15 protein-coding genes and 1 other annotated feature (1 of these 16 cut by a window edge) are annotated in these 22,024 nt (G+C 53.1%); of the genes, 4 read left to right on the top strand and 11 right to left on the bottom strand.

The window, feature by feature from the left end; translation table 11 throughout:
• Positions 1 to 239, top strand: a binding site (T-box leader) (it extends 19 nt beyond the left edge of the window).
• A gap of 65 nt (positions 240 to 304) precedes the next feature.
• The 3 genes from ileS to D7M11_RS34855 all read left to right on the top strand — a co-directional run bounded on the left by ileS (position 305) and on the right by D7M11_RS34855 (position 6,554).
• Entirely contained in the window at positions 305 to 3,388 is a 3,084-nt protein-coding gene (ileS, locus tag D7M11_RS34865; protein WP_120751885.1) for an isoleucine--tRNA ligase, read from the top strand.
• 199 nt (positions 3,389 to 3,587) lie between these two features.
• Positions 3,588 to 5,489 carry a prolyl oligopeptidase family serine peptidase gene (locus D7M11_RS34860; protein ID WP_120751884.1) on the top strand — a complete coding sequence of 634 codons (1,902 nt, stop codon included), beginning with the start codon at positions 3,588 to 3,590 and terminating at the stop codon, positions 5,487 to 5,489.
• Positions 5,490 to 5,906: 417 nt separating this feature from the next.
• The gene (locus D7M11_RS34855) at positions 5,907 to 6,554 is read left to right on the top strand and encodes a transcriptional regulator (protein WP_120751897.1); all 648 of its coding nucleotides are present in this window, start codon (positions 5,907 to 5,909) and stop codon (positions 6,552 to 6,554) included.
• Between the two features lie 348 nt (positions 6,555 to 6,902).
• Here the strand turns inward: D7M11_RS34855 and cyoD are convergent, their stop codons facing one another.
• From cyoD to D7M11_RS34800, 11 genes are all read right to left on the bottom strand, one after another.
• Positions 6,903 to 7,265: a cytochrome o ubiquinol oxidase subunit IV gene (gene cyoD / locus D7M11_RS34850; RefSeq protein WP_120751883.1), complete on the bottom strand. Its 363-nt coding sequence runs from the start codon at positions 7,263 to 7,265 to the stop codon at positions 6,903 to 6,905.
• 1 nt (position 7,266) lies between these two features.
• Entirely contained in the window at positions 7,267 to 7,899 is a 633-nt protein-coding gene (gene cyoC, locus D7M11_RS34845; protein ID WP_120751882.1) for a cytochrome o ubiquinol oxidase subunit III, read from the bottom strand.
• Positions 7,899 to 9,866 (bottom strand): cbb3-type cytochrome c oxidase subunit I, encoded by a 1,968-nt coding sequence (locus D7M11_RS34840; protein WP_120751881.1) that lies wholly within the window; start codon positions 9,864 to 9,866, stop codon positions 7,899 to 7,901. The genes cyoC and D7M11_RS34840 overlap by 1 nt, the downstream gene beginning before the upstream one ends.
• A complete protein-coding gene (gene cyoA / locus D7M11_RS34835) occupies positions 9,850 to 10,812 on the bottom strand; it encodes a ubiquinol oxidase subunit II (RefSeq protein ID WP_120751880.1) in 963 nt (320 codons plus the stop codon). Before cyoA ends, D7M11_RS34840 begins: the two co-directional genes overlap by 17 nt.
• A 325-nt stretch (positions 10,813 to 11,137) precedes the next feature.
• Positions 11,138 to 13,765, bottom strand: coding sequence for a glycoside hydrolase family 10-like protein (locus tag D7M11_RS34830; protein WP_120751879.1), 2,628 nt, complete (start codon positions 13,763 to 13,765; stop codon positions 11,138 to 11,140).
• Positions 13,766 to 13,919: 154 nt separating this feature from the next.
• A complete protein-coding gene (locus D7M11_RS34825) occupies positions 13,920 to 14,786 on the bottom strand; it encodes a helix-turn-helix transcriptional regulator (protein ID WP_120751878.1) in 867 nt (288 codons plus the stop codon).
• A gap of 105 nt (positions 14,787 to 14,891) precedes the next feature.
• Positions 14,892 to 15,146: a hypothetical protein gene (locus D7M11_RS34820; protein WP_120751877.1), complete on the bottom strand. Its 255-nt coding sequence runs from the start codon at positions 15,144 to 15,146 to the stop codon at positions 14,892 to 14,894.
• A 131-nt stretch (positions 15,147 to 15,277) separates the two neighbouring features.
• Positions 15,278 to 16,315, bottom strand: a complete 1,038-nt coding sequence (locus D7M11_RS34815) for an LCP family protein (protein ID WP_240041441.1) — start codon at positions 16,313 to 16,315, stop codon at positions 15,278 to 15,280.
• 199 nt (positions 16,316 to 16,514) lie between these two features.
• Positions 16,515 to 16,889 (bottom strand): DUF1761 domain-containing protein, encoded by a 375-nt coding sequence (locus D7M11_RS34810; RefSeq protein ID WP_120751875.1) that lies wholly within the window; start codon positions 16,887 to 16,889, stop codon positions 16,515 to 16,517.
• Between the two features lie 137 nt (positions 16,890 to 17,026).
• Positions 17,027 to 18,802: an adenine deaminase gene (gene ade, locus D7M11_RS34805; RefSeq protein WP_120751874.1), complete on the bottom strand. Its 1,776-nt coding sequence runs from the start codon at positions 18,800 to 18,802 to the stop codon at positions 17,027 to 17,029.
• Between the two features lie 21 nt (positions 18,803 to 18,823).
• A complete protein-coding gene (locus D7M11_RS34800; RefSeq protein WP_205127162.1) occupies positions 18,824 to 20,140 on the bottom strand; it encodes an NCS2 family permease in 1,317 nt (438 codons plus the stop codon).
• 175 nt (positions 20,141 to 20,315) lie between these two features.
• On the opposite strand from D7M11_RS34800, the gene D7M11_RS34795 reads away from it, so the two are divergent.
• Positions 20,316 to 21,605, top strand: a complete 1,290-nt coding sequence (locus D7M11_RS34795) for a M20 family metallo-hydrolase (RefSeq protein ID WP_120751873.1) — start codon at positions 20,316 to 20,318, stop codon at positions 21,603 to 21,605.
• The last annotated feature ends 419 nt before the right edge of the window (positions 21,606 to 22,024 follow it).

Raw genomic sequence — 22,024 nt, 5'->3', positions numbered from 1 at the left:
CGAGTACGCTGCAATTTCGTCCCCCAGAGAGTCGGCCGCGCGCTGAAAGCCGACGTTCGAGAGGCAGCCGAACATCATCTCCGAGAAGGATGGCCGAAGCCTTCAGTAAGCCGTCCCGGAATCCCACCGTTATACGGGGCGCGTATATAGGTACGTGGCAGAGGCGCCGCAGCTTTCCGTTCGTTCGGAACGGCTTTGCGGAACGAGGGTGGTAACGCGAGAGCAATCTCGTCCCTTTTACAGGGACGGGATTTTTTTGTTTGGGCTTATGCCCGAATCCATACAAAGAAAGGTTGTAGTTCAAGTGAGAAAAGTAGATGTCAAAGAAAAACCGAGAGCCCGCGAGCTGCGCGTGCTCGGACAGTGGAGAGAGCAGGACACGTTCCGCCGCTCGATCGAAAATCGCGAAGGCAAGCCGAACTTCGTCTTCTATGAAGGACCTCCGACCGCCAACGGCAAGCCTCATATCGGACACGTGCTCGGCCGCGTCATCAAAGACTTCATCTGCCGCTACAAAACGATGTCCGGCTACCGCGTCGTGCGCAAAGCCGGCTGGGATACGCACGGACTGCCGGTCGAGCTCGGCGTGGAGAAGCAGCTCGGCATTTCCGGCAAGCAGGAAATCGAGAAGTACGGCGTCGCCGAGTTCGTCGAAGCTTGCAAAGCGAGCGTTTTCGAATATGAAAAGCAGTGGCGCGAGCTGACCGAAGCGATCGCTTACTGGACGGATATGGATAACCCGTACATTACGCTGACGAACGACTATATCGAGAGCGTATGGCATATTTTGTCCGACATCCACAATAAAGGCTATTTGTACAAAGGCCACCGTGTCAGCCCGTACTGTCCGTGCTGCCAAACGACGCTCAGCTCCCACGAAGTCGCTCAAGGCTACGAGGATGTCAAAGATTTGAGCGCCACGGTCAAATTCAGACGCGTAGACGCCGACGAATCGTTCCTCGCCTGGACGACGACGCCTTGGACGCTTCCGGCCAACATTGCGCTGGCTGTTAATCCGGAGCTTGAATACATCAAGGCGAAGCAGGACGGCGAAGTGCTCATTTTGGCTAAAAACCTGGCCGAAAAGGTGCTCAAGGAAAATTACGAAATTTTGTCTACGCATAATGGTTCGGAGTTTGTCGGCGCGTCGTACCATCCGCCGTTCGGCTACGTCAAACCGACCGGCAAAGGCCACATCGTCGTCGATGCCGATTTCGTCAGCGATACGAGCGGTACCGGGATCGTGCATATGGCTCCCGCCCATGGCGAAGACGACTACAAAACGACGCGTCAGCACGGCGTCGACTTCGTCAGCGTCGTCGATCTCGCCGGCAAATACACGGACCAAGTGACCGACTTCGCCGGACGTTTCGTCAAGGACTGCGACGTCGACATCGTACGGAGCTTGTCCGAGCGCGGACTTCTGTTCGCCAAAGAACGCTACGAGCACAGCTATCCGTTCTGCTGGCGCTGCAAATCGCCGTTGCTCTACTATGCGATGGAAAGCTGGTTTATCCGCACGACTGCGGTCAAGCAGCAGCTTATCGACAACAACAACAAAATCGACTGGTACCCGTCCCACATCCGCGAAGGTCGGTTCGGCAAATTCCTCGAGGAGCTCGTCGACTGGAACATCAGCCGCAACCGCTACTGGGGAACGCCGCTTAACGTATGGGTTTGCGGCGATTGCCGCAGCGAATACGCACCGGGCAGCCGCGAGGAGCTGGCGGCTAAGTCCGTCGAACCGCTCGATCCGAACCTGGAGCTGCATAAGCCTTACGTCGACGGCGTGAAGCTGCGCTGCTCCTGCGGCGGCACGATGGAGAGAACGAGCGAAGTGATCGACGTCTGGTTCGACAGCGGCTCGATGCCGTTCGCACAGTACCATCATCCGTTCGGCAGCGAGAAGACGTTCCAGGAGCAGTACCCGGCGGACATTATCTGCGAAGGGATCGATCAGACGCGCGGCTGGTTTTTCAGCCTATTGGCCGTATCGACTTTGTACAACGGCCAGTCGCCGTACAAGGCGGTCGTATCGACAGGCCACGTGCTCGACGAGCAAGGACAAAAGATGTCCAAGAGCAAGGGCAACGTCATCGACCCGTGGGATATTATCGAGCAGTTCGGCACCGATGCGTTCCGCTGGTCGCTGCTGGCAGACAGCGCGCCTTGGAACAGCAAACGGTTCTCGAAGCAGATCGTGTCCGAAGCCAAGTCGAAGGTGATCGATACGATCCATAACGCGCACGCGTTTTATGCGCTTTATGCGGTCATCGACCAGTATAAGCCGGAGGAGCACGCTCCTCGCACATCCGACAACGAGCTCGACCGCTGGATTTTGTCCAGACTGCACAGCACACTGAAGCAAGTGGAGAAAGGGCTTGAGCAGTACGACTTCCTCAACCCGGCGAAGCAGATCGAAGCGTTCGTCGAAGAGATGAGCAACTGGTACATCCGCCGCTCCCGCGACCGTTTCTGGGGCGGAGAGATGACGGCCGACAAAGTGTCCGCCTACCAGACGCTCGGCGAAGTGCTGAAGACGATCTCGCTTATGATCGCTCCGTACGCGCCGCTGATCGCCGAAGACTTGTACGGCAATCTCGGCGGAGTAGGCAGCGTCCATCTCGCCGATTATCCGAAGGCCGATGAGTCGAAGATCGATGCACAGCTCGAGAAGGATATGGACACGGCGCGGCAAATCGTCGAGCTGGCGCGCAATATCCGCAACGATTCGGCGATCAAAACGCGTCAGCCGCTGTCCGAGCTGATCGTTTCGCTCGACTTCGACTTCAACCTGGGCCGATTCGAGTCGATCATCATGGACGAGGTGAACGTGAAAAGCATTCGCGCCGAGCAAAGCGACGGCGGCTTCGTCGAATTTACGCTGAAGCTGAACTTGAAGGTTGCCGGCAAAAAGTACGGCAAATTCGTCGGTCCGGTGCAAGCTCATCTGAAGCAGATGACGGCGGCCGAAACGAGACAGGTCGTAGAGGGCGGCTTCCTCGATCTGACGATCGACGGAGAAGCGCTGCATCTTACGGTAGACGAGCTGCTTGTCGAAAAGCAAGCCAAATCGGGCTTCGCCTCGGCATCCGGCAACCGGATTACCGTCGCCCTGAATACGACGATCACCGAGGAGCTGGAGCAGGAGGGCGTCGTTCGCGAGGTCGTCCGCGCCATCCAGGATTACCGCAAGAAGCTGGACCTTCCGGTCGAGAAGCGGGTCAACCTCGTCCTCGACGCAGACGGAGAGCTGCGGACGGCGATCGAGCGTTTCGATCACGTGCTCCGCGAGAACGTAATCGTGGCGGACGTGCGCTTCGGCAAAGAAGACGGCATGGAAACCGTCTCGATCGGCGAGAAAAGCATGGGGCTGGCGATTCGGTAATATCGCCCCGTAAAAAGCAGCAGCAGCCCGGCCTCAATTGAGGTTCGGGCTGCTTTTTTGTTTTAACGGTTATGGTGCCTGGTCCTACTTGAGCGGGCAGGCGGCGGCACCTCGCGAGCTATAGCGGAACCTTGCTTCCGCTAATCTCGCTTCGCCGGAACAGCCGGTTCCGTTATTGCCGTTTCGCAAGTAGACGGATATGCCGCATGAAAAGTATGCTTTCGACGAGAAAAATCGCTCGATCTGGAAGGTGGGTTTACCGGACGGCGAGGCGGTTAGGCTAACCTCTCCGCAGGAGGATGCTCATACACCGCGCTGGTCTCCTGACGGAAACCGGATCACCTACATCTCGCGGGCTTCCGGCCAGAAAGAAATCTGGCTCATGGATGCCGACGGATCAAACCGGAAACAGCTGACTCGTTCGTCCTTCAAAGGACACGATCCGTTTCACGGTTCTACAATCTCTTGGTCGCCGGATGGCAGGAATATCGTCTATACCACGCTGCCAAATGGCAGCAAATATGGGCAGCAGCAGCTTCTTAAACAGCAGTATCGGAACAATCGCGATGCGATTACGATCGTGAGTGAACCGCTCGATGAAGTGAAGACGATGTACGCCCCGCTCATGGAAGAAAGCGAACTGTACGTGTTGAATGTAGCGACGGGCGAAAATAAACTTCTGCTTAAGCGGCAACATGCAGTTTGCAGCGTGCTGGACTGGTTTAACGATTCGGAACTGCTGATCAAATGTGGGCGAGACTGGTTGAAAGTGTCGCTTCAGGACAAGCCGCCCGTTACCGTTTACTCCGGAAAACATGCAATCGCACGAATCGTGCATTCGACCGAGCTACTGTTAGCCCAAAAAAGTGGTACTTCGCGCGTGGACATTTTCAAGACGAAGCATGGAGCAAACCAGCAGTTATGCTCTGCGGCTGCACAGGGAGAAGTAAAGATTCATTGCTGGTCCTACGACGGGACGAAAGTATATGTCACATGCCGGCAAGGAGTTTCGAACGTGCTGTATCGGATCGACGCGGCGGATGGTAGCCTGGAACCAGTGACGGAGGCAGGCCGCATCGTTCGCAATTACGATCATCTCGCAGGCCCGGTATGCTCCCGACAGAGCGATCTCGTTATATTTCCGTATGGCGGTCCGGACGCTCCAGCTGAGCTTTGGACGGTTAGAGAGGACGGGTCGCCGCAACAGCTCACCCGTTTTCACCTGCGGCACTTTACTTTCGCTTTCCCGCAAACAAAAATCGTACATTACCCAAGCGGTGATTGGGAAATTGAAAGTTTGCTCCTATTACCGCCCGGCTATGACCCGAATTGCAAGTATCCATCGCTTATATATTTGCATGGCGGTCCTGAGTTGGCCGTTGAGGCCAGCTTTACCGAGCTTGCATCCGCGAGCGCAAGGAGTGCCGCTCATTATTTGGCCGCCCACGGATATGTAGTGTTACTTCCTAATTTCCGCGGCAGTGCGGGATACGGAGAAGCGTTCAAAAACGAGCTTGGCGACTGCCGGATCCTCAGCGGTCCGTACCAGGATATAATGGCGGGAACCGATTATTTGATCCATGAGAACATTGCCGATCCCGATGCGCTGGGGCTGTATGGGAGCAGCTACGGCGCGACTCTTGCGGCATGGACGATCACGCAAACGGATCGGTTTAAAGGAGCAGTTGGTGCCGTCGGTTTTTATGATATGCTACATCTGGATCGCGCTAGAGGTACGGCGTTTCATGCGATGTTCAAAAACCGGCTGGGCGATGGCGATCCTCAGGCCATGTGGCAAACGCCGGAAGTATATGAACAAATGTCTCCGATCGAACAGATTGCCTTGATCAAAACGCCTTTTCTCCTTATCGAAACGGGCGCTGAGCGCAAGGATGGGGGAAGCAGCGGAACGATTTTACTGCATGGGCTTCGGCATTTCGGAGTGAAAAGCCACCTCGTCTGGTATCCCAGGGCATTCCATAACGGCGGCTGGAACGAGGAATATAAGAAAGACTACATGCTTCGGCTGAGAGTTTGGTTCGATCATTGCCTCAAAGATGAACCTTTGCCGGAATGGTTCGCATCCGGCCAACAACAATAACGTCGCTGAGCCTCTTACTTCACTAGCTTACGGAGGGCCGGCTGTATTTGGCAAGTGTACTGGATCTGTGCACTCGTGAAATCTTTAGACCTGTCAAGGCGACCGAACTGCACAAGGTTTCAGACGAAGGCGCAATCTATGGGGAAAAGAATTATGATGCTAGACCTTGACCCAACACATCGGTGGCGACAAGACCTCTATCGGACTTCGATTTCTCTATCAAAATACGCCCGGTTCTCGCTTAAGCGGGGATAAGGTCTTGTTGCAAAACGATACAGTCAGATATAATAGCGATAAAGGTCGTGAAGCACACGCCGCTTTCTTGCCGCCATTCCGGATTTTTCGTAGGGGTGCCGGGCATAAGGCGGCTTTTTGTGTTGTTTAAACCTTAGGCGAATAGGAGGAGTGGCGATGAAGATGAATAAATGGGATCTGCAAATCGAGGAATGGTTACAAAGTAACATTGCAGAAGAACAAAATCCGAGAAGACGAGAACTGCTGAATAAAGGGCTCGGTCACGGAACAATTGAGTTTTTGCGGACGATCTGGCTGCCTATCGTCGGCAACTTGTACCACTTGTATCCCGAGTGGGAGGTTTTGGATTTTGGCAATGGCTACCGATATATCGATTTGGCGTATAGGCCAGGGAATGCAAAAGGGGCTATCGAAATACAAGGATATGGACCGCATGCCCGTGATCTCGATGTGAGGCGATTCAAAGATTTATGCCGCAGACATTGCTTACTTGCACTTGATGGTTGGACCTTTTTACCCGTTGCATACCCCTCAATCACAGATGAGCCCAAACAATGCCAGCAGCTTGTGCTCTCGTTCATCGGCAAGTTTATCTCAACGGAGGTTGAAGCCCCCTTGTCCTGGCTGGAAGCGGAAACGGTCCGTTATGCACGGCGTCTGCTGCGTCCGTTTCCCCCATCAGACTTAGTCGATCATTTGAAGGTGAGCGATCGGACAGTTCGGAGAATATTACATCGACTTGTTGAACTGCAATGTCTGGACATTGCCAGCGGCAATAAACGCATTCGCTCCTACGTACTCAAGCTTTAGAGAGCATCGCATCAGTGATACCAGACTTTAAAAGCGGACACACATTCCTCTATTCAAGCAAATGAACTGTTTTAAGGCAAATTCGCGGTCAGGAAATCCGTTATTATTGATTTATCGTATGTAATTCAGCATTGAGGTAGAAAATAAAGGAACATGTGACCGCGAAATCCGAGAAACCGGCCAATTGGTTGCAAATAGCGGAACAGCTGTCCGCGGAATGACAGCCCTGACACGTGCTCCCCAAAAAAAGGCTCCAACCGCAGCAGGAGGACTATTTTGCCACTCCCAGCACAAAAAAACAGGCTCCCGCCGCAGCAGGAAACCTGTTTCTACTCTAGATACCGTATATTACTGCGCAACCTGATTGTAAGCCATAATCCAGATCGAACCGATGACGATGACGAGCAGAATGAGAAGTCCGAGGAGGAGCGCCATCAAGTTCCAGCGCGGCTTCTTCTCTTCTCTCAAGTGCATGAAAAACACGAGCTGCACGACGAATTGCAGAACGGCCGAGCCGAGCATAACGACCATCGCCCCGGTTCCTTCCAACCAGTGGTTCAGTACGACGACGAGCGGAATGATCGTGAGCACGATCGACAGCAGGAAGCCGATGAGGTAAGACTTAAACGAGCCGTGCGCTTCGTCGTGTGACGAATCCGAATGGTGTCCGTGGCCGCCGTGGCTGCCGGTATGAGCGGAATGCTGCGCCATCTTACATCACCCCCATCAAGTATACGATCGTGAATACGAAAATCCATACGACGTCGAGAAAGTGCCAGTACAAGCTGATTACGTTCACTTTCCGTCTAGTTACCGAGTTGATGCCGTATTTGCCGAGCTGAATCATAATCGCGATCATCCAGACAAGACCGATCGATACGTGCAAACCGTGCGCACCTACAAGCGTAAAAAACGAGGATAGGAATGCACTCGTGCCGATCGTTGCGCCTTCGTGAACCAGCTTCACGAATTCCGTTACTTCCAGAGTAATAAAGGAAAGTCCGAGCGCCGCCGTAATGGCGAGCCAGCCGATCAAACCTTTTTTGTCTCCCTTGTTCATCGCCAGCACGGCCAGGCCGCTTGTAAACGAGCTGGTGAGCAGGATGAACGTTTCGGCGATAATGCCCGGCATCTCGAACAGCTCTTGAGCCGTCGGACCTCCGGCCGTGTTGCCGTGAAGCACGATATACGTAGCGAACAAGGTGCCGAACAAAATACAGTCCGTAATCAGAAACAGCCAGAAGCCAAACATGCGAAGCGATTCTTGATCGACATGGCCGTCGTGACCGTGATGGTCCGGGGCCGTATTCGAATTTGCGTGATTATGACCTGCCGCGTGTGCCATCAGACCGTCCCCCTCATCTCGGCTTCCGTCCGAATCACTTCTTCCGCCGGTATATAGTATTCGTTATTATAGGTAAACGAGTGTACGAGCATGCAGACCGCAACCCCGATCATTCCCGGTATGGCCATCCACAGCCAATTGAAGACGAAGCCGAAGCCGGCGACAAACCAGCAGAACGATTTGATAAACGCAATACCGGAGTTGCCCGGCATATGAATCGGTTCGATCTTCGGCGCCGGAGCGGGCGGAATGCCTTTCTCCCGATCCAGCTTCTCCTCCCACAGGGGGTCGCGGGAATGCACGACCGGGAGCGTCGCGAAGTTGTACGCCGGGGCCGGCGACGGAATCGACCATTCGAGCGTACGGCCGTCCCACGGATCGGCAGGAGCCTTCTGCATAAACTTCATACTGTGCACGATTTGCCAGACTTGGAACAAAAACGCGAGACCCATCAGGAAGCCGCCGACGGTGGACACTACATTCAGCTCCCACCAGCCGCGATCCCAGCCGTAGGTGTTGATCCGGCGCGTCATGCCCATGAGGCCGAGCACATATTGCGGCATAAAACAAACATAGAAACCTATATTCCAAAGCCAGAACGCCCATTTGCCGAGCTTCTCGTGCAGCATGAAGCCCGTCACCTTCGGCCACCAGTAGTACAAGCCGGCAAAGTAGCCGAACGTAACGCCGCCGATTAGCGTCTGGTGGAAGTGCGCGATCAGGAAGTAGCTGTTATGGAACTGGAAATCCGCCGGAGCGACCGAGAGCATAACCCCTGTCATACCGCCCACAACAAAACATACAATAAAGGCGAATGTCCACATCATCGGCAGTTTAAACGTAATCCGCCCCCGGAACATCGTAAACAGCCAGTTGAATACCTTCACCCCGGTCGGTATCGCGATAATCATCGTTGATATGGCGAAAAACGTATTGACGCCCGCGCCGGAGCCCATCGTGAAGAAATGATGCGCCCACGTGAAGAACGAGACGACACTGATGCTCATCAGCGCAAATACCATCGATTTGTAGCCGAACAGCCGTTTTTTCGAAAAAGTAGCCGTAATTTCCGAGAAAATGCCGAAAGCGGGCAATATAACGATATAAACTTCGGGATGGCCCCACATCCAGATGAGGTTGATATACATCATCGGATTGCCGCCACCGTCAAGCGTAAAGAAGTGTGCGCCCATAAAGCGGTCGAGCCAGAGCAGGAACAGCGTAACGGTCAGAACCGGAAACGCCAAGATGATCGTAAGGCAGCTCGACAGCACCGACCACGAAAACATCGGCATTTGCATCAGCTTCATGCCCGGCGCGCGCATTTTCAGAATCGTTACGATAAAGTTGATCCCGGTCATCAAACTGCCGATACCGGATATTTGAATGCCCCATATATAGAAGTTCTGCCCGACGCCGGGACTGTGTGACAGCTCCGACAGCGGCGGATACGCAAGCCAGCCTGCGTCCGGCGAGCCTCCGATGACGAACGACAGGTTGAACAGCATCGCGCCCCAGAAGAACAGCCAGAAGCTAAGCGAGTTCAGGAACGGAAACGCAACGTCGCGCGCGCCGAGCTGAAGCGGCACAACCAGGTTAAACAGACCGAACATGAGCGGCATCGCCATAAACAAAATCATGATGACGCCGTGCGTCGTAAAGATGGCGTTGTAGTGCTCAGGCGACAAAAACTGGTTGTCCGGAACGGCGAGCTGGGTACGCATCAGAAGCGCGTCCATGCCTCCGCGGAACATCATCAGCAGAGCCGCTATGACGTACATGATCCCGATTCGCTTATGATCGACCGTCGTCAGCCATTCGGTCCACAGCCATTTCCACTTTTTGAAATAAGATAAAACGAACACGACAGCGACGAGCGTAAGGGCAATAGCCACATCCGCGCCGTAAATGAGCGGATCGCCGGTGACGAAAAATTCGGAAGCGAATGTTTTAATGCTGTCCCACATGGCTTTGTCCCTCCTTCTCTTGCGTTATGCCCTCCGCCTCGGCGTTCTTTTTCGGCTCCGGCTGCGTTTGCAGGCGCGCACCGTGATTATGGCCGGACGCATATTTCGTAACGGTTTGCTCAAACAGGCCTTTCGGAAACGACGAGTAGCTGGCTATTTCGGCTACGCCCGGAGTGGCAAGCTGCTTGTAGCCTTCGGCGGTCAAAGCCGGCTTCGTGTTTTTAATATCCGCCACCCATTTATCGAAATCTTCCTTCGAGGTCGCATCGGCCATAAAGTGCATGCTGGCAAAGTCTTTGCCGCTGAAGTTGGCGCCCGAACCGAAGTACGAGCCCTGCTCGTCGGCTTGCAGATGAAGCGTCATCGCCATGCCGGACATCGTATAAATTTGCCCGCCCAGCTGCGGAATCCAGAACGAATTCATCGGCGCGTCCGACGTTAGCAAAAACTTGATTGGCACATCCTCGGGAAATTTAATGTAATTGACGGTCGCGATGCCTTGGTCCGGATAATAAAACAGCCATTTCCAGTCGAGCGACGTTACTTGTATCGTAATAGGCGCCTTCTCCGAAGCAATCGGCTTGGAGGGCTCGAGCGCATACGTGTACTTGGCCGTAATCACGCCGAGCGTAAGGATAATCAGAATCGGAATCCCCCACCAAATCGTCTCCAGCTTCGAATTATGCTCCCATTCGGGCTTGTATTTCGCTTTGTTTGTTTTGCTGTCCCGATACCGCCATGCAATAACGGCCGTCATGACAAGCACCGGTATGAGAACGATCAGACAAAGCACTACCGAGATCCAAATCAAGTCCTTCTGTTGTTCTCCGATCGGCCCCTTCGGATCTAGCACGATCAGCTTGTCGCTACAGCCGGTAACCATAACGGTCATGACCGCAAGAAAGAAAGCCGAAATCAATCGCCCTAGCATTCGCCGTTGTTTCATCTTACCATCTCCTCCAAATTCTTCGAAGAAAGCCGGCATTATTAGTAGCCCAAACGCCTTTGCACTTCATCTCATGTCATTACCATAACAGAAACGAAATGAAACTTCCGTACTGTTAACAAAGGCGTCAACGAAACGACTTAATTCCGTAAAATAAAGTTCAACGATTTGACAAGATAACGCCGGTGTCGTCTGTAAAGCGCTTTCAATACCAATTTTATTCTAGCATACAGATCGGATTATAAGTTAAACAACAGCTATGCCACGACAAAAAAGATTGGCCCCAAAAGGAGGAGCCAATCTTTTCCCTATGTATTTCATGGTGTTAGCGGATATTTTTCACATCAACCATCTTAAGGGTCTGAAGGCCATACTCCAAGTCGGTCGTCATTCGTTTTAGAACCTCGGCCTGAATGCTCGGATCGTGCGACAAGAGTCCTTGCATAACATCCATTTGCAGCTTGACCGCTTTCGCAAGTAAAGGATTGTACGTCTCTTTGGCTTCGAGCAGTTTGACCATGATGTTCAGTTGAATTTTATAGCGGGTTGCGTCGTGCGCGCTCATTCCTTGCAGTGGCACATAGATTTCGTCGATTTTACGGACCATATCTTTCAGCCACAAGGTGAGAGGTTTCGTATGGCGATAATCCGGCCTGACGGCTTCATTGCGGTAAACCCCAAGCGACAGCACGCGATCGTAGCCGCCCCCGAAAGTCGCCTCATACTCGAACATGGCCGTACCGGCGCCTCCAGCGCGGTTCACTTCGCGAACCTGCTCGGCTATTAACGTATCCTGAACGTACATATAGGCGCCGACACCGGAAGCTACAAAAGCTTTACCGCCCGCAATATCCAGCGATTTCCTCATATCGCCAACGAGAAGCGAAGCATCTCTTACATAAGACATGTGCACGATTTGATCGATCTCGTTTTTGCCCGTCCACGTTTTCGTTTCTTGGGCGAACAGCGCCGGAGCCGTATCGTAGTTCGGCCATACGGCGGCGGACAAGATCAGGTCCGGCTTCGCGCTTCGCGCTTCCTCAGCGACCCGGTCCACCCAGCTGTTTATAAGGTCCGTACGGAAACGGAGCCACTCTTCCCAGAGAGCGTCCCCGGGATGCAGGGCTAGCGGATCGGCTCCATGGGCAGTGCGAAACAGCTCGCGAGTATAGGGATCATAGCCGAAATCGTTCGAATAGTCTTTGGATTGCGGGTAACGGGTAAAATCCAAGTGAAGCCCATCAACGTCATAATGGGTCAAAATCTCCCTATAGATGGAGGACAAATAATTTCTTACTTCGGGAAGCGCCGGGTTAAGATAATATTTTTTAACGTTGTCAGCCACTTCATAGGCTTGCCCTTGGCGGCTCATGATGCCCCAATCCGGATGCCGCGTTAAGGCAACACTAGGCGTGCCGTCTCCGGCCCGGAAGTTTTCCACCCATGCGTGAACCTCGATGCCAAGCCGTTTCCCTTCATCGATATATGCCTGCAGCGCATCGAATCCGGCATAAATCGGGTTTTGCGAAGCATCCGCTACCGATGTCGGGTAGATGGTCTGCCCGTTCCACCATGTTTCCAAATATACGGTGTTAAAGTGGGCCGCTTTAATCTTTGACATCCGCTGCTCCACCTGCTCCCGCGTCGTTTCCTTCGGCCTGACCCAGATCCCCCGAGTCTCCATGACGCGCGATTCCTCGTGCAGGAACGTGGCATCGGTTATCGCCTGATCGAGCTGCTTCAAGCCTATGGCCAGCACCGCCGCAGGGGCCGACCCGCGCATCGAGTACACTTGTCCGTATACGGTTTCGGCTACCGTCAGCTGCTGTTCGATCTGTTCATAAGGCACATCCCGGAACTCGCTTCTCGACTGCTGCAATGACTCACGGAGCTTGCTGGATAGGTAACTCGCCTTGTCAAACACGGCTTGCGGTGTGGAAATGACGATGATCTGCTTATTCACGGGATCGATGCGGATTTTCGAGCCGACCGGCACGTTGTCCTTCAGCCATGTCCCTTTCACCCCAACGCCCGAGAGCACGTAGCCGTTAGCGGGTATGGGCCGGTTGTTGCCGCCGCTGGACACGGCGATTCCGTCAGCGTTTACGATGATTTCGTTGCCGTACGGATTCGTTCCGGTCTTCTCGCCGAATGCACGATCGTACACGATCAGCGAATCCGTGCCGCGAAAGCCGACGTTATAGCCGTCGTACCCGAGCTTAACGGCACGATACCTTAGCGGGTCGAGGACGATGCTTACAGGATCGCCAACTTTCACTTTTCCATTTAGCAGCGTATAATACGGGCTGCGCGTCTGGATCGACACTACGTAACCGTCCGACGGGATAGGCGAATCGTTGCGGATATTCGGATCGGCTGTCAGCGCAACAACCCGCGTCGCTACGCCGTTAACGACGGTAATTTCCATTCCGTAAGCATTCTGCTTCGTCGACGGACCGAAGGAAGGGTCAAAAAGAATGACCTCCCCCGTATTGCGAGTAGCATTACGCTTGTCGATCGTAATGAGCGTTCCGTTAACATCGGCATATTGTTCGGGCCTCAGTTCGATCGTGCCGTTTACAACCTTTACAATTTGCCCGACCTGGGCTTCCATTAGCCCTGGCAGTGCTGTACCTGATGCGGATAAAACAAAGCTTCCCGATGGAATGCGCGTCCCCGCCGTTCCATCCGTATTTTTCTCGACGATAACGTCGCCGCTTACGATCCATTCCACGGTGCCGGCGCCGAACGGCCGGGTCGATTCGCCGCCGTAGCGGAACGTGAATATCCCGATTTGATCGGGCAGCCTACCCCGGTCGATATAACCGATGGGCAGCACCGTCCCGTTTTCCAGCAGCAAAGAGAGATTAGGCGTCTGGGCGGTTTCGGCGAAAACTATCGTGTTCGACCCAAAAGTAAAGAGCAAAATGGCGACAAGCAAAAGCTTCTTCATGCACTCACCTCTGCATTATGATCGGAGGGCCCTCCGTCGTCATAACAAGCGCTTACATGAATCACTTTAGCATATTTCGATTTTAAGCGAGTTGATCGTAGGTGCGGGAAACATCCTGTCTTTTAATTGCAAATGCCGGATTGTCTTAAGGTTATCAGGCTGTCGGTTCGACCCCGGATTCGCGTATTTTTTTCCGGTACTGGTCGGGCGAGAGGCCGACATGCTTTTTGAACAGCCGGCTGAAATGCGGAAGATGCTTAAACCCAACCTGGTAGCAGACGTCGGTGACCGTTTGCTCGTCTTTATAAAAAAACAGCAGCTTCGCCTGGTTAATCCGCCTTTTGTACAAATAGTCAAATACGGTCATACCCGTCACTTCGCGGAAAAGCTTCATGACATGAAACCGGCTCATATGCAGTTCGGCGGCAATGTCCTCGAGCTGCACTTCCTCCGCGTACCGGCGTTCGATATAATCGATCATCTTCTTCACATATCGTTCCCGTTCCGAGGAACTCCGCCGATTGTCCTCCATCGCATCCCGGCACTGCTCGTAGATGAACAGCAGCAAATCGCCAAACGCCATCAGCAGCCGGTGGTAACGGATCGTTTCGTTTTTGAAGTAATGCCGGTTGATTCGCTCCAGCAATTCCTCGCATTCCGCCTTAGCTTGCCCGCTCAACCGGATATGGTGGTTGCTGAGCAGTTCGAACGGCCGAAGCACGTCAAAGCTTTGCAGCTCCCGGCTAAACAGCTGGATCAGGCTTGGCTCAAACGAAAACATGGTCCGCACGTATTCCGCCGGTTCGTCCACCTTCGGGCAATGGCGGGACATACCGTTCATAATAATCAAATCGCCGGGCTGCAGCTCGATCACGCGATCCCCGATAATAAACTGGCAGCTGCCGCTATGGAAGTAGTAAATTTCGTACTGCGGATGCGAATGAAAGGTCGTGCTCGCGTTTAAGCCTCTACATTTGTAGTAAAAATGCGTAAAAATGCGATAAGGATGCAGTGGTTTCATGGAATTCCTCCGCTTGTATGTATGGAACAGCTGCCTCCGACGAAACAAAAAAGAGAAGCAGCCTGCTTCTCTTCGCAACTTCTATTTTGCTGTCAAACGCCAAGGCTACTCGTTCTTAGCCGTCTTGTTATGGTGAAACAGCCGGATGGCCGCACCGATCATATAAATCTGCACGCTGCCAACGAGAAAGCCGACTCCGATCATAAGTCCTAAATTCCGATCCGAGAAATCGCTTACTTCGAACAAGCATGTTACAAGCCCGATGGCAAGCGATACCCAAGCTGCTATTGTCATAAACGAAGCGAGCGGGTTGCCGCCTTTCGCCGGTTGTTGTTTCAATGTAAGTTGTTTCGTAGTCATGAGGAACACTCTCCTGCCCCAAAATCGATTGTTACGAAAATTGTAACATATTTTGCAGGAAAGTTCATCATTTTTTCAAAATTTGTTCAAACAACCGACATAATCGGGCGAAATGTATTTCTCTTGCCTGCTTACCGCAAATAGTCGCGCGCTACCGCCTCGACCTCTCCCGCGTCTACCGACCAATACCACAGCTTGGACCCGAGAAGCGGATCGTCCTCGGTTAATGCTTTTCCGGGAAGCGTTACATGACGAATGCCAAGCTCGCTTTTATCTTTAAACAACAGCGTCAGGCTGGCGATATCGGATACGGACATATTCGTTTCCACGAATTCCTCCTTCGCCTGCTTGATGAGGCGCGGCAGCCGCGGCAGCTGTTCGCCGGTCAGCATTTTGGCCGCTACCGCCTTGAGCAGCGCCGCTTGATCCGCCTGCCTGTCGAAGTCGCCGCCGGCGAGCGAATAACGCTCCCGCACGAATTCCAGCGCCGTATTGCCATCCAGATGCCGGACGCCTTGACGCAGCACCGTTTCCGATCCGCTGAGCAGCATATCCTGAGGCAGCTCGATGTCCACCCCGCCGATCGCGTCGATCATCTTCGAGAATCCTAGAAAATCGGTCTTCACATAATAATGGACCGGAATCCGGAACAAACTGCTGACCGCCTCGACCGATGCCTGCACCCCTTTTTTGCGGCCCTGCAGCTCGCCTAGAAAATAGGCGTGATTCAGCTTCGTCATCCCGATGCCCGGCAGCGAGACGCGCGTATCCCGAGGGACCGATACGAGCGCGACCGACTTTTTGTCGGGATCGACATGAACGACGATGATCACGTCGGATCTTCCCCCCCCATTCTCGCCGTCGATGCCAAGGATAAGTGCATTAAAGCCGGACGCCGGCTCACTTGCCTTTGCGTTTGGCGGTTCGGCCTTGACTGTGGCGGGAGCCGGATCGGGTGCTGTCAGGGGAGCCTGAGCGACGGCAGTTTCAGCAATTGCGGCAGTCGGTTCAGCCGAAGCTGTAAGCGAGGTGGAAGGAGAGGCAAGCACAGGCAACTGATCGCTGCGAAAATGCCGCTCCGGCGCAAGCGAGCTGTAAAGCTCAAAGCCCGCAAGCAGCAGAACGGCTACGGCGCCGCATATGAGGTATGTATAGATTCGTTTCATCATCGATCGCTCCCCGGTCGAGAGTTTGAACTCAACATAATACAAAACGTATCATTTATTTATATGTTACATTTTGTATCAGAGAAATGCAAATAAAAACTAATCTGCATCGTACCAATAATGCAGACTAGCTTTTGATCCCTTGCTATTCGGTCATCCCGCTTACCACCTGAGTTCATTCAGGTCCTCGGCTCGAACAACATTAAATCCAAAGACCGTGAAGCATGCCCAGCAAAGTAAAGATAACCAGATGATCGCCAATCGCAATCCAAAAATTACGCGTCTTTACCAGGCCAAATAATGTATTTTTCAAATACACGATTGAAATTAGGATGCCAACGATCCCCCCAACAACAGCACCTTGTAACAATCCCTTAGAGCCGGTCGCTTGCACAAGTATGGCAATAAAAAAAGAACTAGCCAATGCTACGACCACTGATACCACATATTTAGAGGCACCTTTGCTTTGAGCTTCCTTCCCTACCAGCAGCGAATAATAAATCGCCCCATAGATCATATACAGAATTCCCCCGGCAAGAATAGCAACATAATTTAACTGATTGAAATCAACAGACATTGGCATCCTCCTGTTTCATTAAGTTCGGGTATACTTCGATTTATATCTTTCGTCCATTATACACCACAGGTTTATCAAAACAGTAGAAGCCGCCGGAGTAAGATCTCCTGCGACTTCCTTATTTACATCTGTTTTATTTATTTCGTCTCGATAATCAGCGGCAGCAAAGTTTGAGTTTCCACCTCGACCAAGCCGATATCGGTAATTTTCGCTCTCGGAATCACCGGCAGCGTGACGGCGATCATCCGATGAATCGGGTTTTTGCCGGGCATAATGTCCTTCTGCAAAATGTCCACCAGTTCCTTCAGCTTCGGCACCAGCACGTCAGCCTTCTCCAAACTCATTAGCCCTGCAAGCGGCAGCGGCAAATGGGCGATTACTTGACCGTTCTTGACAGCTACGAAGCCGCCTTGGGATTCTCGCAAAGTGTTGGCGGCGATAACCATATCGGCCGTGTTGACGCCAAGAACAGCGAGATTATGGCTGTCGTGGGCCACGGTAGTCGCTACTGCGCCTTCAACAATGCCATAACCGGCAAGCAAGCCAAGGCTGCGGTTTTCATTCAAGCCGTGCCTGTGGAATACGGCAACGCGGCACAGAGGGCCCTTCTTTCCCGTATAACGTTCAGGGCACAGCAAGCCATTTTCCACCGGCAGCGTAGTTTCAAGAAAATCAGTCGGAATCCCCGGAGCGGCATCGTACTCGATTACACGGACCTTGGCTTCGGACGCACCTGCGTCCTCCACCCGCAGCACGAGATCCTCCTCGGTAATTTCCGCCAGGCGAACCGTCTTCATAAAATCCGCCGGCGGCGCCAGCTCCGGCTGCTTGCGCACAAGCTTGCCGCTTCGGACAACTTGTCGGCCGGCTACAAAAACATCGGTCACGTTCATCGTTTCAAGCTGTTCCACGAGCACGATATCCGCCAAACGACCGGCCGCAATCGCACCCAGATCTTTACGCTCTAGACGCAACGCCGCATTTAAAGTAGCGTAACGGATTGCATGAACCGGATCGATCCCCTCATGAATCGCTTTCCGTACGATATAGTTCATATGCCCCTTCTCGATAATATCGCTTGGCAGCAGATCATCCGAGCAGAAGCATACATTCGGCAGATAGCCCATGTCTTTAATTTCCTTGGCGCAATCGGCCAAATTCATCGAAAACGACCCTTCGCGAATTTCTACGATCATACCGGCGCGAATTTTTTCCAGCGCCTCATCGCCTGTCCGGCTTTCGTGGTCCGAATTCGGTCCCGCTATCATATAGGCGGACAGATCGCGTCCCGACACGCGCGGAGCATGTCCCTGCACTATTTTCCCGCCAGTCCGCTCGTTCGCTTCCAAAATGCCAATCATGCGCGGGTCCTGATGGATCACGCCGTGATAGTTCATGACCTCGGCCAGTCCGTGAATACCGTCCCATGCGAGCATCCGCTCAACCGCTTCCGGCGTGAAATCCGCGCCCGACGTCTCTACATTAGGCGCAGCAGGAACACAGGACGGGAGCACGTTCAACATCCGGAGATCGAGCCCTACGGCAGCGTCCGCCATATAGCGAACGCCTCTTTCCCCGAGCACATTGGCAATCTCGTGAGGATCGGGGACGATCGTCGTTGTTCCGTGTGGCAATACCGCCTCGGCATACTGCGCAGGCGTCATCATGCTGACTTCGATATGAAGATGCGTATCGATCAGCCCTGGAATCGCATAGCGCCCTTGGCCGTTTATCCGTTCGTTTGCCTCCAGGGTAGTGACTCCCGGCGCCGTTACATGAACGATTCTATCTGCTGTAATGCCGATAGCGGCAGGATATATTTCGCCCGAGAACACGTTCACGAGCCGAATATTTTCAATCGCCAGCTCAATCGGCAAGTCTCCTCTTGCAGAAGCAACAAGCTTGCTGTTCACATCGTGACCTTCTTTCTTCGCTTATTTCAACCACAAATAGTACACTAACGGGACGCACAAGAAGTACAAGCCGATTGGAATTTCTTTAATTTTGCCGGATAACAACTTAATGACGACAAAAGAAAGAATACCGAAAACAATACCGTTCGCGATACTGAACGTAAAAGCCGTCATCAAAATGGTAATAAACCCGCTGAGCAGCTCGTCCAAATTGTCAAGATCGATATTTTTGATCGCTTGGAGCATCGATAAGCCTATCGCAATCAAGGCCGGCGCCGTAGCGGCAGCAGGAATAGACAAAAATACCGGAGTCAAAAATAAAGCCACCAGGAACACGAGACCGGTAGAAACCGCCGTCAGTCCCGATCGTCCTCCGACCTCAACGCCGCTGGCCGATTCCACATAAGCGGTTACTGTAGTCATCCCCATCGCCGAACCGCCGACCATCGCAATCGAATCCACCAGAAACGGCTTTTGAATGTCGGGCAAGTTTCCGTTCTGGTCCAGCAGCTTCGCTTTGCCGCCAACCCCTAATACCGTCCCCATCGTAGAGAAAAATTCACCGGTGAAGAAGGTAAAGATAAGCGGGAAAAACGACCATTTGAGCGCGCCCAGCCAGTCGACTTGGAATAAAATCGGCGACGGGTTCGGCGGCAGCGATACAACAGCCATGGGCAGCGTAGTAATCCCCATAGGAATTCCGATAATCGTCGTAAGCAAAATGCCAAAAAAGACCGCGCCCCTTACCCGCAGCGACATCAACGCCAGCGTAATCGCAAGACCAATCATCGCCAGCAACACGGTAGGGTTATGTAAGGACGCTAGTCCGATTGCCGTTTTCGTCGGGATAATAATGCCGGCATTGCTCAAGCCGAGCCCGATAATATAAATGCCGACAGCGGCAGCCATCGCATTTTTAACACTTTTCGGAAGCACTCTGGCGATCGTCTCGCGTATGCCGAGCGTGGTAAGCAGTAAAAAGATAACCCCTGCGATCAATACCATGCCCAGCCCGGTCTGCCAGGTCGCAGCGCCGCTCTGCACGATCGTATAAGCAAAAAAAGCGTTGCCGCCCATAGCCGGGGCTACTGCAAACGGACGGTTCGCATAAACCCCCATTAAAATGGAGAAAATCGCCGCAGACAAAATCGTCATCACGGTGACCGGCCCTGCCGGCATTCCCGCGGCTTTCATTAACGTAGGGTGCACGATAATAATGTAGGCCATCGTAATAAACGTGGTCAAACCGGCTACAAACTCGGTTCGTACATTCGTGCCCAACTGGTCCAGCTTGAACATCCGATTAAGCAGAGAACCTTTACTACTACTGTTTGTCATGTTGTCACACCTCATTTTTTGTCAAATGACACTATATCATGGCGATTTTCAGTCGTCAAATCGATCATACCCATTAGTTTGGCTCAGAGAGCTCCTGCACATTCCATTTCAACACGACCGTAGTTATGCTATGATAGTTGAATTGACTAAAATTATTTATTAACGGTGACTCCCTATGAATGTGTACAAAAAACTGATCCAAGATAGCTCGCCACTCGCCAAAACTTATGCGAATCGCATAGCGCAGCGTTTACATGAACTGTCGGTAATCGGAGCTACGGCCGACCATGGTTCTGCACGTATAGCCTATTCTCCTGAAGATCGCACCGCCAAGGAACTGCTCAAAACGTGGATGAGAGAAGCCGGTCTGCTCGTACGCGAGGATGAGATCGGCAATGTGTTCGGCACCTATACCGGCTCCCAACCCGAGTTGCCTGCTATTTTGTCCGGTTCCCATATCGATACCGTGCCAAATGGCGGCCACTTCGATGGCGTAGTCGGCGTTCTTGCGGCGCTGGAAGTGGCACAGTCGTGGCGGGAGCAAGGTTACTTGCCTCCCCGCAGCTTGGAGGTTGTCGCCTTCGCCGACGAAGAAGGCTCGCGCTTCCATGCCAGCTTGACCGGCAGTCATTTTCTAATGGGCGAGCTGAAGCTTGATGCCGTATCCCATTATCGCGACGACGAAGGGCGAAGCTTTGAGCAGGTACTTCGGGAGCACGGACTGGACCCGACGACCGTCGAGTTGGCCGCTCGAAGTCCGCACACGATCCATGCCTTCGTGGAGATGCATATCGAGCAAGGTCCGGTGCTGGAAAAATGCGGGCTTCCCGTCGGCGTCGTGGACGGCATAGCAGGACCCGCCTGGCTCGAAATGAAGTGGCGCGGCAAAGCGGCTCATGCCGGCACGACTCCTATGGGCATGCGGCTGGATGCGCTCGCCGGAGCCAGCGAATGTCTGCTGGCCATCGAACGATTGCCCTGCGAGTATAGCCCGACGGCAGTAGCCACCGTAGGCAGAATGGAAATTTCCCCGAACGGAAGCAACGTAGTACCCGGCGAAGTTTCCTTCGTCGCGGACGTCCGCGATATCGATTTGAACAGCCGGGACCGGCTCCTTGCCGCTATTCAGCAGGAAGCTGAAGCGATTGCCACTCGAAGAGGACTAAGCGTAGAAAGCAAGCTGAACATCAAAATCGATCCTGCCGCCATGTCTTCCCGCTTGATCGGCATCGTGGAAAACGCCATCGAACAGGCCGGTTTGCCTGTTTTCAGACTTTCAAGCGGCGCGGGACACGATGCTATGGTCATGAAGCGGCACGTTCCGACCGTGATGATCTTTATACGATGCCTGGATGGCATCAGCCATAATCCGAAGGAATGGGCGACGCTGGATGATATTGCGGTAGGGTTTCAGGTGCTGGACAAGACGCTTAGACAGCTGGCAACCGAGATCACGGCCGGCTAACAGATGGACTGACGATGTTAGGACTGGTATGGCTGAATGCTGCGCAAAAAAGCTCTCCGTGAACGATCGAGGATCGTTGGGAGAGCTTTTTTGTTGCCTGCTTACTAGGTTACCAACGAGATTAATCAGTGATAACGGTACTTTCGCTTCCGTTATTGCTGTCTCAGCCGAACCGTGAGTTCCGTTATTGCCGCTTTGCGCCCTACTAGGCTTGCATAAAGGAAGCCGCTCTTCCTCTATCGCCCATTTCCCCACTCAAACTCGTGTGAGCGACGGCTTTAACGGAACTTTCTGGACCTCTGTCAAGAAAGTGGACACAAATTTAAGAAAAAAATTTAGATAAAGAGGTTTCAAATTGCTTGCTGAACTGCGCGGGCGACAAATAGCCCAGCGAGCTGTGAATTCGCTTGCGGTTGTAG

The organism is Paenibacillus ginsengarvi (assembly GCF_003626695.1).
Lineage (GTDB): Bacteria > Bacillota > Bacilli > Paenibacillales > NBRC-103111 > Paenibacillus_AB > Paenibacillus_AB ginsengarvi.
This window is presented reverse-complemented; position numbering and strand designations above follow the sequence as displayed.